Annotated in this window: 15 protein-coding genes; all 15 read right to left on the minus strand. The window is 71.4% G+C overall.

Features of this window, described 5'->3' with window-relative positions:
- A partial coding sequence (nuoE, locus tag HUW36_RS03370; RefSeq protein ID WP_174526740.1) for an NADH-quinone oxidoreductase subunit NuoE occupies positions 1 to 775 on the minus strand: 775 nt, incomplete at its 3' end.
- Positions 772 to 2,097 carry an NADH-quinone oxidoreductase subunit D gene (locus HUW36_RS03375; RefSeq protein WP_174526741.1) on the minus strand — a complete coding sequence of 442 codons (1,326 nt, stop codon included), beginning with the start codon at positions 2,095 to 2,097 and terminating at the stop codon, positions 772 to 774. The genes HUW36_RS03375 and nuoE, both read right to left, overlap by 4 nt.
- The gene (locus HUW36_RS03380; protein WP_174526742.1) at positions 2,094 to 2,831 is read right to left on the minus strand and encodes an NADH-quinone oxidoreductase subunit C; all 738 of its coding nucleotides are present in this window, start codon (positions 2,829 to 2,831) and stop codon (positions 2,094 to 2,096) included. The genes HUW36_RS03375 and HUW36_RS03380 overlap by 4 nt, the downstream gene beginning before the upstream one ends.
- On the minus strand, positions 2,828 to 3,505 hold the full coding sequence (locus tag HUW36_RS03385; RefSeq protein WP_091062855.1) for a NuoB/complex I 20 kDa subunit family protein: 678 nt from the start codon (positions 3,503 to 3,505) through the stop codon (positions 2,828 to 2,830). The genes HUW36_RS03380 and HUW36_RS03385 overlap by 4 nt, the downstream gene beginning before the upstream one ends.
- Positions 3,506 to 3,516: 11 nt before the next feature.
- Positions 3,517 to 3,882 carry an NADH-quinone oxidoreductase subunit A gene (locus tag HUW36_RS03390; protein WP_073834101.1) on the minus strand — a complete coding sequence of 122 codons (366 nt, stop codon included), beginning with the start codon at positions 3,880 to 3,882 and terminating at the stop codon, positions 3,517 to 3,519.
- Between the two features lie 132 nt (positions 3,883 to 4,014).
- Positions 4,015 to 5,289 carry a geranylgeranyl reductase family protein gene (locus HUW36_RS03395; RefSeq protein WP_174526743.1) on the minus strand — a complete coding sequence of 425 codons (1,275 nt, stop codon included), beginning with the start codon at positions 5,287 to 5,289 and terminating at the stop codon, positions 4,015 to 4,017.
- Between the two features lie 134 nt (positions 5,290 to 5,423).
- Positions 5,424 to 5,642 carry a hypothetical protein gene (locus HUW36_RS03400; protein ID WP_174526744.1) on the minus strand — a complete coding sequence of 73 codons (219 nt, stop codon included), beginning with the start codon at positions 5,640 to 5,642 and terminating at the stop codon, positions 5,424 to 5,426.
- Positions 5,643 to 5,716: 74 nt separating this feature from the next.
- Complete coding sequence (locus tag HUW36_RS03405; RefSeq protein WP_091565145.1) at positions 5,717 to 6,427, minus strand: demethylmenaquinone methyltransferase; 711 nt, start codon at positions 6,425 to 6,427, stop codon at positions 5,717 to 5,719.
- A 99-nt stretch (positions 6,428 to 6,526) separates the two neighbouring features.
- Positions 6,527 to 7,786: a COG1361 family protein gene (locus tag HUW36_RS03410; RefSeq protein ID WP_174526745.1), complete on the minus strand. Its 1,260-nt coding sequence runs from the start codon at positions 7,784 to 7,786 to the stop codon at positions 6,527 to 6,529.
- A gap of 401 nt (positions 7,787 to 8,187) precedes the next feature.
- A complete protein-coding gene (gene mqnC, locus HUW36_RS03415; RefSeq protein ID WP_174526768.1) occupies positions 8,188 to 9,378 on the minus strand; it encodes a cyclic dehypoxanthinyl futalosine synthase in 1,191 nt (396 codons plus the stop codon).
- 217 nt (positions 9,379 to 9,595) lie between these two features.
- Positions 9,596 to 10,717 (minus strand): 1,2-phenylacetyl-CoA epoxidase subunit PaaE, encoded by a 1,122-nt coding sequence (gene paaE, locus HUW36_RS03420; protein ID WP_174526746.1) that lies wholly within the window; start codon positions 10,715 to 10,717, stop codon positions 9,596 to 9,598.
- Positions 10,714 to 11,190 (minus strand): 1,2-phenylacetyl-CoA epoxidase subunit PaaD, encoded by a 477-nt coding sequence (paaD, locus tag HUW36_RS03425; protein ID WP_091565162.1) that lies wholly within the window; start codon positions 11,188 to 11,190, stop codon positions 10,714 to 10,716. Before paaD ends, paaE begins: the two co-directional genes overlap by 4 nt.
- Positions 11,187 to 11,909, minus strand: a complete 723-nt coding sequence (gene paaC, locus HUW36_RS03430; protein WP_174526747.1) for a 1,2-phenylacetyl-CoA epoxidase subunit PaaC — start codon at positions 11,907 to 11,909, stop codon at positions 11,187 to 11,189. Before paaC ends, paaD begins: the two co-directional genes overlap by 4 nt.
- Positions 11,906 to 12,193, minus strand: coding sequence for a 1,2-phenylacetyl-CoA epoxidase subunit PaaB (gene paaB, locus HUW36_RS03435; protein WP_107154926.1), 288 nt, complete (start codon positions 12,191 to 12,193; stop codon positions 11,906 to 11,908). Before paaB ends, paaC begins: the two co-directional genes overlap by 4 nt.
- Positions 12,190 to 13,260 (minus strand): 1,2-phenylacetyl-CoA epoxidase subunit PaaA, encoded by a 1,071-nt coding sequence (paaA, locus tag HUW36_RS03440; protein WP_174526748.1) that lies wholly within the window; start codon positions 13,258 to 13,260, stop codon positions 12,190 to 12,192. The genes paaB and paaA overlap by 4 nt, the downstream gene beginning before the upstream one ends.
- Positions 13,261 to 13,631: the final 371 nt, after the last annotated feature.

Raw genomic sequence — 13,631 nt, forward strand, 5'->3', positions numbered from 1 at the left:
CCGCGGGCTCGGCCGCCTTCACCGGCTCCGGCGCGGGGGACGGCTTCTCGGCCTCGGCCTTCGCCTTGGCCTCGGCGGCGGCCCGGTCGGCCTCGGCCTTGCTGCGGATCGGCGTCTTCGGGTCGAAGCCCGCCACCGCGATGCCGTGCTCCTCGGCCAGGCGCAGACCGCGCAGGCTGGGCGCACCCGGCCCGCCGTCGGCCACCGCGCCGTCCCGCTCGTCGGCGAAGCCGGCGAGCTGGACCGCCATCTCCTTCAGCGTGCACAGGCGCGCGCCCCGGGTCGGCATCGGCCGGCCGCCGGCCTGCAACTCCTGCACCACGCCGAGCGCGCCCTGCGGCTCCACGTTGTCGAAGAAGTCGTAGTTGACGGTCATCACCGGGCCGTAGTCGCAGGCCGCCAGGCACTCGGCGTGCTCCAGGGTGATCTTCCCGTCGGCGGTGGTCTCCTCGTGCCCGACGCCCAGGTGCTCGGCGAGCGCGTCGTAGACCGCCTGGCCGCCCAGCACGTCGCACATCGTGTTGGTGCAGACGCTGACCAGATAGTCACCGGTCGGCTTGCGCTTGTACATGGTGTAGAAGGTGGCGACCGCGCCGACCTGGGCCTTGTTCAGCCCGAGCACCTCGGCGCAGAACTCGATACCGGCCGGGGAGACGTAACCCTCCTCGGACTGGACCAGGTGCAGCAGCGGCAGCAGCGCCGAGCGGGACCGGTCCGCCGGGTAGCGGGCGATGATCTCCCGCGCCCGGGTGCGAGTCGTTTCGGAAAAGCTCATCGGTCACAACCACCCATCACGGGGTCCAGCGAGGCGCCGCCGGCGATCACGTCGGCGATCAGGCCACCCTCGGCCATGGCCGGCAGGGCCTGGAGGTTGACGAAGCTCGGTTCCCGGTAGTGCACCCGGTAGGGCCGGGTGCCGCCGTCGGACACCGCGTGCACGCCCAGCTCGCCGCGGGGCGACTCGATGCCGACGTACACCTGGCCCGGCGGGACCCGGAAACCCTCGGTGACGAGCTTGAAGTGGTGGATCAGCGACTCCATCGACTGACCCATGATCTTCGCGACGTGCTCCAGCGAGTTGCCCATGCCGTCGACGCCGATGGCGAGCTGCGCCGGCCAGGCGATCTTCTTGTCGGACACCATCACCGGGCCCGGCTTCAACCGGTCGAGCGCCTGCTCGACCAGCTTCAGCGACTCGCGGATCTCCGCGAGCCGCACCAGGTAGCGGCCCCACACGTCGCCGTCGGTGTGCGTCGGCACGTCGAACTCGTACGTCTCGTAGCCGCAGTACGGCATGGTCTTGCGCAGGTCCCAGGCCAGGCCCGCGGAGCGGAGCACCGGGCCGGTCACGCCGAGCGCCAGGCAGGCGGTCACGTCGAGCACCGCGACGTTCGTGGTGCGCTCGATCCAGATCGGCTGGCCGGAGAGCAGGTTCTCGTACTCCTTGAGCTTCTTCGGCATCAGCGTCAGGAAGTCGCGGATCTTGCGGATCGCGTCGTCCGGCACGTCCTGCGCCACGCCGCCCGGCCGCACGTACGCGTGGTTCATGCGCAGGCCGGTGATGGTCTCGAAGATGTCGAGGATGTACTCCCGCTCGCGGAAGCCGTACAGCATCATGTTGATCGCGCCCAGCTCCATGCCGGTGGTGGCCAGCCAGACCAGGTGCGAGGAGATCCGGTTCAGCTCCATCATCAGCACCCGGATCGTGGTGGCCCGCTCGGTCACCTCGTCGGTGACGCCGAGCAGCTTCTCCACCGCGAGCGCGTACGCCGTCTCGTTGAAGATCGGCGAGAGGTAGTCCATCCGGGTCACGAACGTCGAGCCCTGGACCCAGTTGCGGTACTCCAGGTTCTTCTCGATGCCGGTGTGCAGGTAGCCGACGACCGAGCGGGCCTCGCGGACCGTCTCGCCCTCCAGCTCCAGGATCAGCCGGAGCACGCCGTGCGTGGACGGGTGCTGCGGACCCATGTTGACGACGATCCGCTCGTCGTTGATCGGGTCGGTGCCGGAGACCACCTGGTCCCAGTCGCCACCGGTGACGGTGAAGACCTTGCCCTCGGTGGTCTCGCGCTCGGTCGCGTAGTTCGACGTGGTCACTGGTACGACCTCCTCCGGTCCGGCGGCGGGATCTCGGCGCCCTTGTACTCCACCGGGACGCCACCCAGCGGGTAGTCCTTGCGCTGGGGGTGCCCCTCCCAGTCGTCCGGCATGAGGATCCGGGTCAGGTTGGGGTGGCCGTCGAAGACGATGCCGAACATGTCGTACGCCTCCCGCTCCTGCCAGTCGGCGGTCGGGTAGACGGCGGTGACGCTCGGCAGGTGCGGGTCCTCGGCGGAGACCGCGGCCTCCAGCCGGACCGTCCGGCGGTAGGTCATCGAGGTCAGCTGGTAGACCACGTGCAGCCGGCGCTCGTCGGCGCCCAGGTAGTCCACACCGGACACCGAGGAGCAGAGCTCGAAGCGCAGCGACAGGTCGTCGCGCATCACCTGGCAGACCTCGGCGATCCGCTCCGGCCGCACGTGCAGGGTCAGCTCGCCCCGGTCGACCACGACCTTCTCGATCGCGTCGCCGAACTGCGGGTACGCCTCCTCCAGCGCGTCCCGCACCTCGTCGAAGTAGCTCCCGTACGGCCGGGTGGCCTCCTCGATCGGCTTGCGCTGGCGGACCAGTCCGCCGTAGCCGGAGACGTCACCGGTGCCCTGGTTGCCGAACATGCCCCGGCCGGCCGGCGCGGCCGGCGGGTACTCGGCGGGCGCGGTCGAGCTGGCCCCGGCGGGGGTGGTCGGTACCGGCACCCCGCCGTCGTCGTTCCGGTCGTTCGGCGAGGTCATTTCGGGCCCCCCTGCGTCTGGAGGTGGTTCTGCGCCTTCATCCAGTTCTCGATCCGCAGCTGCTCCTCGCGCCCCTCGCGGACCGCCTTCGTCCACTCGGCGCGCCGGGCCTTGTCGTTGCGGTACGACGACGGCATCGAGCCGTACGGCACGACGGGCACGTCACCGCGCTCCTTGCGGGCCTCCAGCATCTTGCGGCCGTTCGGGCCCAGCGGCTCGTACATGATCTTCTCGCGGAGCTTGAGCACCGCGTCGATGAGCATCTCCGGCCGGGGCGGGCAGCCGGGCAGGTACATGTCGACAGGCACGACGTGGTCGACGCCCTGCACGATCGCGTAGTTGTTGAACATGCCGCCGCTGCTGGCGCAGACGCCCATCGAGATGACCCAGCGGGGCTCGGCCATCTGGTCGTAGATCTGCCGCAGGACCGGGGCCATCTTCTGGCTGACCCGGCCGGCGACGATCATCAGGTCGGCCTGTCGGGGCGAGGCGCGGAAGACCTCCATGCCCCAGCGGCCCATGTCGTAGTGCGGACCGCCGGCCGCCATCATCTCGATGGCGCAGCAGGCCAGGCCGAACGTGGCGCCCCAGACGGACGACTTCCGCGACCAGTTGACCAGCTTCTCGACGCTGGTCAGCAGGACGCCGGAGGGAAGCTTCTCCTCGATGCCCATCTGCTACCTCCTCAGTCCCAGTCCAGGCCGCCGCGCCGCCAGACGTAGGCGTAGGCGACGAAGACCGCGACGATGAACAGGACCATCTCCACGAAGCCGAAGATCGGCAGGGCGTCGAAGGAGACCGCCCAGGGGTAGAGGAAGATGATCTCGATGTCGAAGACGATGAAGAGCATCGCCGTCAGGTAGAACTTGATCGGGAACCGGCCGCCGCCGACCGGCTGCGGGCTCGGCTCGATGCCACACTCGTACGCCTCGAGCTTGGCCTTGTTCAGACGCCGGGGGCCGGCGAATCGGGCGGCGGCCACGGAGAACAGCGCGAACCCCGCGGCGAGGGCGAACAGCCCGATGATGGGTGCGTAAGGAGAGAGCGTCATCGTTGTCCCCTGCTCGTCCTTCCCTGACCTCGGTGGTTGGCCAAAATCACACTATTCACGTCCCTCACGACCTCGGTCGGCGGGGGTCGATCTCTGTCCGTCCCGTGGACTCGGCCCCGGGTCGGTCGTCTCCTACACGGCCGGGGCCGCCTTCGTCATCGCGTTGATGACCCGGTCCATCGCGTCCCCGCCGCGCGGGTCGGTCAGGTTCGCCAGCAGCTTGAGCACGAAGCGCATCAGCATCGGGTGCGGCATGCCGTGCTTGGTGGCCATCCGCATCACCTCGGGGCGGCCGATGAGCTTCACGAAGATGCCGCCGAGCCGGTAGTAGCCGCCGAAGCGGGCCTTCAGCTCCTGCGGGTACGCCATCAGCGCCCGCTCGCGCTCCGCGCCGGCCGGCCGGGCGAGCGCCTGCACCACGACCTCCGCGGCCAGCTCGCCGGACTCCATCGCGTACGCGATGCCCTCGCCGTTGAACGGGTTGACCATGCCGCCGGAGTCGCCGACCAGCAGGACCCCACGGGTGTAGTGCGGGACCCGGTTGAAGCCCATCGGCAGCGCGGCGCCGAGGATCGGCCCTTCGGCGTTGGCCTCGTCGGTCATCCCCCAGTCCTCGGGGGTGTTGGCCAGCCAGTCGGTGAGCAGCCTGCGGTAGTTCGTCTTGCCGAACGCCGAGGAGGAGTTGAGCACGCCCAGCCCGACGTTCACCCGGCCGTCGCCGAGGCCGAAGATCCAGCCGTAGCCGGGCAGCAACGCGTCGTTGCCCTTGGCCCGCAGCTCCAGCCAGGACTCCAGGTAGTCGTCGTCGTGCTTGGCCGGCGAGCGGTAGTAGCGGCGGACCGCGACGCCGATCGGCCGGTCCTCCCGCTTGGCCAGCCCGAGCGCGAGCGGGAAGCGGCCGGAGACGCCGTCGGCGGCGACCACGAGCGGCGCGTGGAAGGTGGCCGGCTCCTTGTCCGGGCCGACCTCGGCCTGCACGCCGATCACCCGGTCGTCCGCGTCGAGCACCGGGGTCAGGACGTTCACGCCGGTGCGCAGCTTCGCGCCGGCGGCGACGGCCCGCTGGGCGAGCAGGTCGTCGAAGTCGAGCCGGGTCCGGACCAGACCGTAGTTGGGGAAGCTGGCCAGGTCGGGCCAGTCCAGTTCCAGGCGTACCCCGCCACCGATCACCCGCAGGCCCTTGTTGTGCAGCCAGCCGGCCTCGGGCGAGGTGTCCACGCCCATCCGGATCAGCTGCCGCACGGCGCGGGGCGTGAGCCCGTCGCCGCAGACCTTCTCCCGGGGAAATTCCGTCTTCTCCAGCAGCAGCACGCGTACGCCGTGCCGCGCCAGGTGGTACGCCGTGGCCGATCCTCCGGGACCGGCGCCCACAACGATGACGTCGGCGTCGTTCTCCACCGCGGTCATCCGCGCCTCCTCCCGCATGCTCGTGAAATGCTTCACAAGCCGATCGGGTTGGAGTCTATGACCGGCGTTACACCTGTATGCGACCAGGGGTGCCTAACTTCACGGAAACCCGCGGGTAAGAGTGTGGATATCGGTCACGGGCGGGCCGACGCCGCCGGCCCCAGCCCGGCGTCGAGCCGGATCGCCTCGGGCAGGTGGTCGCGCAGCGCGCCCCCGGCCGCGCGGTCCAACGCGGCCAGCACCTCGGCCACGACCTGACGAACGTCCGCGGGATCGGCCCCGGCCAACTCCCTGAGCTGGGCGATCAGCTCTGCGGCGTCGTCGTCCGTGGCGACCTGGTCCGATCCCGTCATGGGGGCGAGCCTACGGGACAAAGTAGACCGGAACCGGATATTCACGAAATGGTCGGTTCGCACCGACCGAGGGATCAGTCCCGGACGGCGCGGTGCAGCGCGACGACGCCGCCGGTCAGGTTGCGCCAGGCCACCCGGCCCCACCCGGCCGCACCGATCCGCGCGGCCAGGGCAGCCTGGTCCGGCCACGCCCGGATCGACTCCGCGAGGTAGACGTAGGCGTCGGGGTTGCTCGACACCGCGCGGGCCACGGCCGGCAGCGAGCGCATCAGGTACGACAGGTAGACGGTGCGGAACGCCGGGTTGACCGGTGTGGAGAACTCGCAGACCACCAGCCGCCCGCCCGGCCGGGTCACCCGGGCCAGCTCGCGCAGCGCGGCGTCGGTGTCGCTCACGTTGCGCAGCGCGAACGAGATGGTCACCGCGTCGAAGCTGGCGTCGGCGAACGGCAGCCGCAGCGCGTCCCCGGCCAGCAGCGGCACCGCCGGGCGGGTGCGCTTGCCGGCGTGCAGCATGCCCAGCGACAGGTCGGCGCCGACCGCGTACGCCCCGGAGTGGGCCAGTTCCTCGGTCGACACCCCGGTGCCGGCGCCCACGTCGAGCACCCGTTCGCCGGGGCGCAGGCCGAGCGCCGCCCGGGTGGCCCGCCGCCAGGACCGGTCCTGCCCGAAGGAGAGCACGGTGTTGGTCAGGTCGTAGCGGGCCGCCACACCGTCGAACATGGCGGCGACCTCGTGCGGCTGCTTGTCCAGGCTGGCGCGCTGGCCCTGCGGGGTACGGCTCACCCCTCCACTCTGCCAGCCACGCCGGCCTCCGCTCCCCCCGGGTACGCGACGAGGGCGGGGTGGTCACCCACCCCGCCCTCGTGCGGCGTCCGTCTCCGGTCAGTCCCCGGTGCGCTCCTCGGACGGGGCGACCAGGACCACCTTGCGGCGCCGGGACAGCATCATCAGCGCCGCGCCGGCGGCGAGGACGAGCGCGCCGATGCCGCCGATCAGGCCGACCTGCACACCGGTCACCGGGAGGCCGCCGTCACCGGAGCCGCCGCCGCTGCCGCCACCGGCGGTCGGGGTCGGGACCGCGGTCGCGCCACCGCTCGGGGTCGGCTCGGCGGTCGGGGTCGGCTGCGGCGTGCCGCTGGGACCGGGCGTGGGCTCGGCGGACAGGTCGACGAAGGCCTCGAAGATGGTGTGGTTGTCCAACTCGTCGACCTCGGCGAAGGTGCGTCGCTGCGCCTGGCTGGCCGCCTTGGGCGCCTCCTCCGGCGCGCCCTCGGCGCGGTCCAGACCGTAGGCGAAGAAGTCGCCCTCGTGCAGCACGGTCTCGGTCACGTCGTCGCCGACGCGCACGGTGACCCCGGCGGTGTAGTACTGGCCGGGCCGGATCACCGCGCCCTGGTCCTCGCAGACGGCCTGCTGCTTGCCCAGCACCTCCTGGCGTACGCAGCCCTCCGGCAGGTCGACGAAGGCGACCCCGGCGGGCAGCGTGAGACCGTAGACGACGCCGGTGGCCGGCTGGCTGCCGTGGTTGTAGGCCGCCCAGTCCAGCGGGACCGTCCTGCCCCGGCGCACCGGCTTCAGGTCCGGCTCGTCCCGCACCGCGCCGTTGACCACGACGTTGTCCTGGATGTCCTGCACCCAGGCGGTGAGGTCGTAGCCCGGCTTGGTCACCCGGATCGGCAGCTCGACGATGTCGTCGGCGGTGTTCGGCTGTGGAGTGGTGGTGGAGACGCCGACGGTCAGCACGCCGCCGTTCCCCTTGCCGCCGGTGCTGAACAGCGGGATGCCGAAGTCCTCGCTGGTGCCGGCCGGGACGTCGCCCAGGAGGCAGTCGAAGAGCTGCGGGGAGACCACCCGGCAGCCTGCCGGGAGCAGGTAGCCCACCCGCTTCGGGTTGAGATCGTCCACCTTGACCCGGACGCTGACGTCCTTGGCGGTGGCGGTGCCGACGTTGGTGACGGTGAACTTGACCGGCTTGGCCTGGGCCGCCTCGACGCCCCTGGCCAGCCCGGTGCTGATCGGGGCGAGGACGAGGTCGGCCAGGTCGGCCGCCTGCGCCGGCCCGCCGAACGCGACCGGCGCGGCGGTGGAGAGCAGGGCCACCACGCCGGCGCGGGCCAGCGTGGAGCGGTATCGGAAGGTCATGGTTCCCCCGGGGGTAGGGACGTGCCGATCGGGCACGGAACGAACGGACGGTACCGGAGCGACGCATCGACGCGCCAGCGCCGTACGGTTGCAATTCCCACCGACCGCTATCGACAGCAAGGGCGGGATGGTCACCCATCCCGCCCTTGCCGCGGTGCGTTATGTGAACGGCCCTCATGGGCCGATGGAGGACGACGGTCCGCCGGACGCCGACAGCGTAGCCGCCGCGACGGCCCCTGGAACCGTGCTCGACCGGGTCGCCGCCGACCTGTTACCTGGCAGCTCGCGGCCCTGATGGACGGTGCCGAGCGGGCACGTTAGCGGCCCGTCGCCGGGGCCGTCGAGAGCCGCGCCGAAGCTTCACCGGAAACGGGTGGACCGTCCGGCCGAAAGGTGGAGGCTCAGTTCACCTCGACCAGCGGCAGCGACTTCCCGACGCCGCCCCCGGGCAGCGCGATCGACGAGAAGTGCGACACCACCCGGTCGTCGCTCGGGTCGTCGGCGGGCGTGTGGTGCACCGCGAGCCGACGGTAGAGCGTGTCGCGCTGGGCGGGGATCCGGTCCGCCGAGCGGATCATGCCGATCAGCTCGTGCAGGTTGGACCGGTGCCGGGCGCCGGCCGAGGAGATGACGTTCTCCTCCAGCATGATCGAACCGAGGTCGTCGACGCCCATGTGCAGCGCGAGCTGGCCCACGTCCTTGCCGGTGGTCAGCCAGGACGCCTGGAGGTGCGGCACCGTCTCGAAGAAGAGCCGGGCCACCGCGACCAACCGCAGGTATTCCAGCGTGGTCGCCTGGGTGCGGCCCTTCAGGTGGTTGTTCTCCGGCTGGTAGGTCCACGGGATGAAGGCCCGGAAGCCGCCGGTGCGGTCCTGCACGTCGCGGATCATCCGCAGGTGCTCGATCCGCTCGGCGTTGGTCTCGCCGGTGCCCATCATCATGGTGGCGGTCGACTCCAGGCCCTGCCGGTGCGCCAGCTCCATGACCTCCAGCCAGCGGGCCCCGGACTCCTTCAGCGGCGCGATCGCCTTGCGCGGCCGGTCCGGCAGCATCTCGGCGCCGGCGCCGGCGATCGAGTCCAGGCCGGCGACCTTGATCCGGGCGATGGCCTCGTCCAGGCTCACGCCGGAGACCTTCGCCATGTGCAGGATCTCGCTCGGGCCGATCGAGTGGATGGCGAGCTGCGGGTAGGCCTTCTTGACCGAGGAGAACAGCTCCTCGTAGTACTCCACGCCGTAGTCCGGGTGGTGCCCGCCCTGGAGCATGACCTGGGTGGCGCCCAGCTCGACCGCCTCGCCGCAGCGACGCAGGATCTCCTCGGTCGGGTGGGTCCAGCCCTCGGAGTGCTTGGGCGCCCGGTAGAACGCGCAGAACTTGCACGCCGTCACGCAGACGTTCGTGTAGTTGATGTTGCGGTCGATCAGGTACGTGACGATGTTGTCCGGGTAGCGGCGGCGCCGGACCGCGTCGGCCGCCTCGCCCAGCGCGTGGAAGGGCGCGTCGGTGTAGAGCAGCAGGGCCTCCTCGGGCGTGATCCGCCCGCCGTCCGCGCCGCGTTGCAGGATGTCGTCGATCTCCCGGTTCGCCGTCACATCCCCGAGCCTACGTCGCGGGTCCGGCGGCGGATACGCCACTCCTGCACCGGTGACGAGGACCCCACCGCCGGGCCAGGCCAGCCCTGGGCTCGCCACGGCAGTCCCACCGTCCTTGGCCGCCTCCAGCAGCCGCCGGTCGTAGGTCACGAAGGGCGACGAACCCCGTGGCAGCCTGCCGGGCCACCGGCAAGTGCAGAACGCACCGCTCTACGTGTCACGCGTCGTAGTCGACGGTCAGCTCGTCCGTGACCGGGCTGGACTGGCAGGTCAACACGTAACCGGCGGCGACCTCGTCCGGCTCCAGGGCGTAGTTGCGCGCCATGATCACCTCACCGGACGTCACCTTGGCCCGACAGGTCGAGCAGACCCCACCCTTGCAGGCGTAGGGCAGCTCACTACGCACCCGTAGGGCCGCGTCCAGCACCCGCTCGTCCCGAGCCATGGTGAAGCTCGACGAGCGCCCGTCCAGCAGGATCGTCACCTCGGCGCCGACGCCCGGTCGGTCGGTCTCCCGACGCACCGGCTCCGGCGGGGCGTCCACGTGGAACAGCTCGGTGTGCACCGCCGAGTCGGGCACGCCGCGACCGGCCAGCACCGCCTTGGCGTCCACCACCATCCCGTACGGGCCGCAGAGGAACCACTCCTCGATCTCGTCACCGGGGACGACGGTGTCCAGCAGCCGGGTCAGCCGGTCGGCGTCGATCCGCCCGGACAGCAGCGCCGACTCCCCCATCTCCCGGGACAACACGTGCACCAGGTGCAGCCGGGTCGGATAGCGGTCCTTCAGGTCGGCCAGCTCCTCGGCGAACATCACCGTGTTCGCCGTGCGGTTGCCGTACACCAGGGTGAAGGTGCTCTCCGGCTCGACGGCCAGCGCGGTCGCGACCAGGCCGAGCACCGGGGTGATGCCGGAGCCGGCCACCACCGCGCCGTACCGCCGGACCCGGTCCGGGGCGAACGCGGAGGTGAAGTGCCCCAGCGGCGGCAGCACCTCGACGGTGTCGCCGCCGCGCAGCGCGCCGCAGGCGTACGCGGAGAAGGCCCCGCCCGGGACCTCACGCACCCCGATCCGCAACCGGCCGTGCCGGGCCAGCTCGTCCGGCGTGGAGCAGATCGAGTACGACCGTCGCGCCTCACCGGCCTCCGGGTCGCCGGCGCTCGCCGGACGCCGGACCGTGAGGTGCTGCCCGGCGGAGAACGCGAACGTCTCCCGCAGCTCCTCGGGCACCGCGAACGTGATCGACACCGAGTCGTCGGTGAGCCGGTCCACGGCGGCGACGGGCAACGGGTGGAAGACCGGCCGGCGACGGACCGGCCGGGTGATGGTGACAGTCACAGCGCCTTCAGGTGGTCGAAGGGTTCGGAGCAGGAACGGCAGCGCCACAACGCCTTGCACGCGGTGGAGCCGAACCGGCTGACCTGCGTGGTGTCCGGCGATCCGCACCGGGGGCAGCGGACCGCCAGGGTCAGCGGCACCACGGTGTCGTCGCCGCGCGGGGCCGGCGGCGCGATGCCGGCGGCGGCGAGCTTCGCCCGGCCGGTGTCGGAGATCCAGTCGGTGCTCCAGGCCGGGCTGTAGACCGTACGGACCTCGGCGTCCGGGTGACCGGCCGCGGCGAGGGCGCGGCGGATGTCCGCGCGGATCACGTCCATGGCCGGGCAGCCGGTGTAGGTGGGGGTGATGGTGACCAGCACCCGACCGGTGCCCGGCTCCTCCTCGACCGCGCGCAGGATGCCCAGCTCGTCGATGGTGATGACCCGGATCTCCGGATCCACCACCGCCGCCACGGCCGCCCGGACGTCGCTCACCAGTTGGCTCCGGGGTGGGCGCGGTGCAGCACCTGCATCTCGGCCAGCAGGTAGGACAGGTGCTCGGTGTGCACGCCGTCGCGGCCACCGCCCGGCGTCCAGCTCGTCTCCGGGCGGGTCAGCGTGGCCTCGTCCAGCACGGCGGCCACGGTGGCGTCGAAGTCGGCCCGCAGGGTGGCCGGGTCGACCGGCGCCGCCGGGTCCGGGACGAACAGCTCGTGCACGTACGGCCAGACCTGGTCCACCGCGTCCTGCATGCGACGGTGCGACTCGTCGGTGCCGTCGCCGAGGCGCTTCACCCAGAGCGCGGCGTGGTCCAGGTGGTACGCCGACTCCTTGCGCGCCTTCGCGCCGACCGCCGCGAGCCGCTCGTCCGCGCAGCCGGCCAGCGCCGTGTAGAGCGGCGACTGGTACGCCGCCAGGAAGAACAGCTTCGCCATGGTCACGCCGAAGTCGCCGTTGGGCAGCTCGACCAGCAGGCAGTTGCGGAACTCGCGGTCGTCGCGCAGATAGGCCAGGTCGTCCTCGTCCCGACCGGCGCCCTCCAGCTCGCCCGCGTACGTGAGCAGCAGCCGCGCCGCGCCGAGCTGGTCGAGGGCGATGTTGGCGAGCGCGACGTCCTCCTCCATCTCCGGTGCGCGGGAGGTCCACTCGCCGAGCCGCTGCGCCGCGACCAGCGCGTCGTCACCGAGGCCGAGCGTGAAGTCGAACAGGCTCACAGGTGGGCCACCCCGTCCGGCACCTCGTAGAACGTCGGGTGGCGGTAGACCTTGTCGGCCGCCGGGTCGAAGAACGCGTCCTTCTCGTCCGGGCTGGACGCGGTGATCGCGCCGGCCGGCACCACCCAGATGGAGACGCCCTCCTGGCGGCGGGTGTAGAGGTCGCGGGCGTTGCGCAGGGCAAGCTCCGCGTCGGGCGCGTGCAGGCTGCCGACGTGGGTGTGCGACAGGCCGCGCCGGGCCCGCACGAAGACCTCCCACAGCGGGGTGAGTTCGGTACTCATGCGGCGACCTTCTCCTTCTTCCTGTCGGCCCGCTTCGCGGCGTACGCCGCGGCGGCCTCCCGTACCCAGGCGCCGTCGGTGTGGGCCCGTCGCCGGTGCGTCATCCGCTCCCGGTTGCACGGCCCGTCGCCCTTGATGACCCGCATCAGCTCGGCGTAGTCGGGCTGGGTGTAGTCGTACGCCTGCCGCTCGTCGTTCCAGCGCAGGTCCGGGTCCGGGATGGTCAGGCCCAGCACCTCGGCCTGGCCGACGCACATGTCGACGAAGCGCTGGCGCAGGTCGTCGTTGGAGAACCGCTTGATCTTCCAGGCCATGGACTGCGCGCTGTGCGTCGAGTCGCCGTCCGGCGGGCCGAACATGGCCAGGGAGGGGTACCACCAGCGGTCCAGCGCGTCCTGGGCCATCGCCTTCTGGGCCGGGGTGCCGTGCGCCAGCGTGTGCAGGATCTCGTAGCCCTGACGCTGGTGGAACGACTCCTCCTTGCAGACCCGGATCATGGCCCGGGCGTACGGCCCGTAGGAGCAGCGGCACAGCGGCACCTGGTTGACGATCGCCGCGCCGTCCACCAGCCAGCCGATGGCGCCGACGTCGGCCCAGGTGAGGGTCGGGTAGTTGAAGATCGAGCTGTACTTCTGCCGGCCGTCGAGCAGCAGGTCCACCAGCTCGTCCCGGCTGATGCCGAGCGTCTCCGCGGCGGCGTAGAGGTAGAGGCCGTGGCCGGCCTCGTCCTGCACCTTGGCCAGCAGGATGGCCTTGCGCTTGAGCGACGGCGCCCGGCTGATCCAGTTGCCCTCCGGCTGCATCCCGATGATCTCGGAGTGCGCGTGCTGGGCGATCTGCCGGATCAGCGTCCTGCGGTACGCCTCGGGCATCCAGTCCCGGGGCTCGATCTTCTGGTCCGCGCCGATGACGTCGGCGAAGTACGCCTCGACGTCCTCGTCCGGTGCCGGACCGGCGCGCCGGGCCCGCGCCGCCGCCTCGCGCAGCGCCGCCTCCGCGGCCTCCACCTCGCCGAGCAGGCCGCCGCCCGGACCGTCCTCGGGCGGGGCGAAGTCATTGCCATACATGAGGCCAGTGTTACAGCTCGCGACGCATGACACCAGAGGGTGTAACAGGATTCCGTGGCCACCTTGCGTGACCGCGCGGACGCCCCACGTGGTCAGCACTGAGCTGGGAAAACTCGTGTGAGGTCGACCACTTGCCGAAGATGAAACCCCCCAAGGGCGGCATAGCGGGTCAATGTCCCGCCCACCCGGCGAGTCGACGGGTGTCGGCATCTGGCATACGGCCGGTCCGGAAGTAGACTTCCCCCGGCACACCGATCGGCTGCCGTTGATCGCCACAGCTCAGGCCACCGTCCCCCGGCCTTGCGGCGATGGGGCCGAAGACATGCGGAAGCGCCGGTCCCCCCGGCCAGACATCTGGAGCTCACCCACTC

Origin of the sequence: Micromonospora maritima, assembly GCF_902825405.1 — a bacterium.
GTDB lineage: Bacteria > Actinomycetota > Actinomycetes > Mycobacteriales > Micromonosporaceae > Micromonospora > Micromonospora maritima.

What these genes read in the sequence shown, in the direction of transcription:
- HUW36_RS03380 (WP_174526742.1), bottom strand. Translation starts at nt 2,831, where the DNA reads ATGACCTCGCCGAACGACCGGAACGACGACGGCGGGGTGCCGGTACCG.
- HUW36_RS03385 (WP_091062855.1), bottom strand. Translation starts at nt 3,505, where the DNA reads ATGGGCATCGAGGAGAAGCTTCCCTCCGGCGTCCTGCTGACCAGCGTC.
- HUW36_RS03390 (WP_073834101.1), bottom strand. Translation starts at nt 3,882, where the DNA reads ATGACGCTCTCTCCTTACGCACCCATCATCGGGCTGTTCGCCCTCGCC.
- HUW36_RS03395 (WP_174526743.1), bottom strand. Translation starts at nt 5,289, where the DNA reads ATGACCGCGGTGGAGAACGACGCCGACGTCATCGTTGTGGGCGCCGGT.
- HUW36_RS03400 (WP_174526744.1), bottom strand. Translation starts at nt 5,642, where the DNA reads ATGACGGGATCGGACCAGGTCGCCACGGACGACGACGCCGCAGAGCTG.
- HUW36_RS03410 (WP_174526745.1), bottom strand. Translation starts at nt 7,786, where the DNA reads ATGACCTTCCGATACCGCTCCACGCTGGCCCGCGCCGGCGTGGTGGCC.
- paaB (WP_107154926.1), bottom strand. Translation starts at nt 12,193, where the DNA reads ATGAGTACCGAACTCACCCCGCTGTGGGAGGTCTTCGTGCGGGCCCGG.
- paaA (WP_174526748.1), bottom strand. Translation starts at nt 13,260, where the DNA reads ATGTATGGCAATGACTTCGCCCCGCCCGAGGACGGTCCGGGCGGCGGC.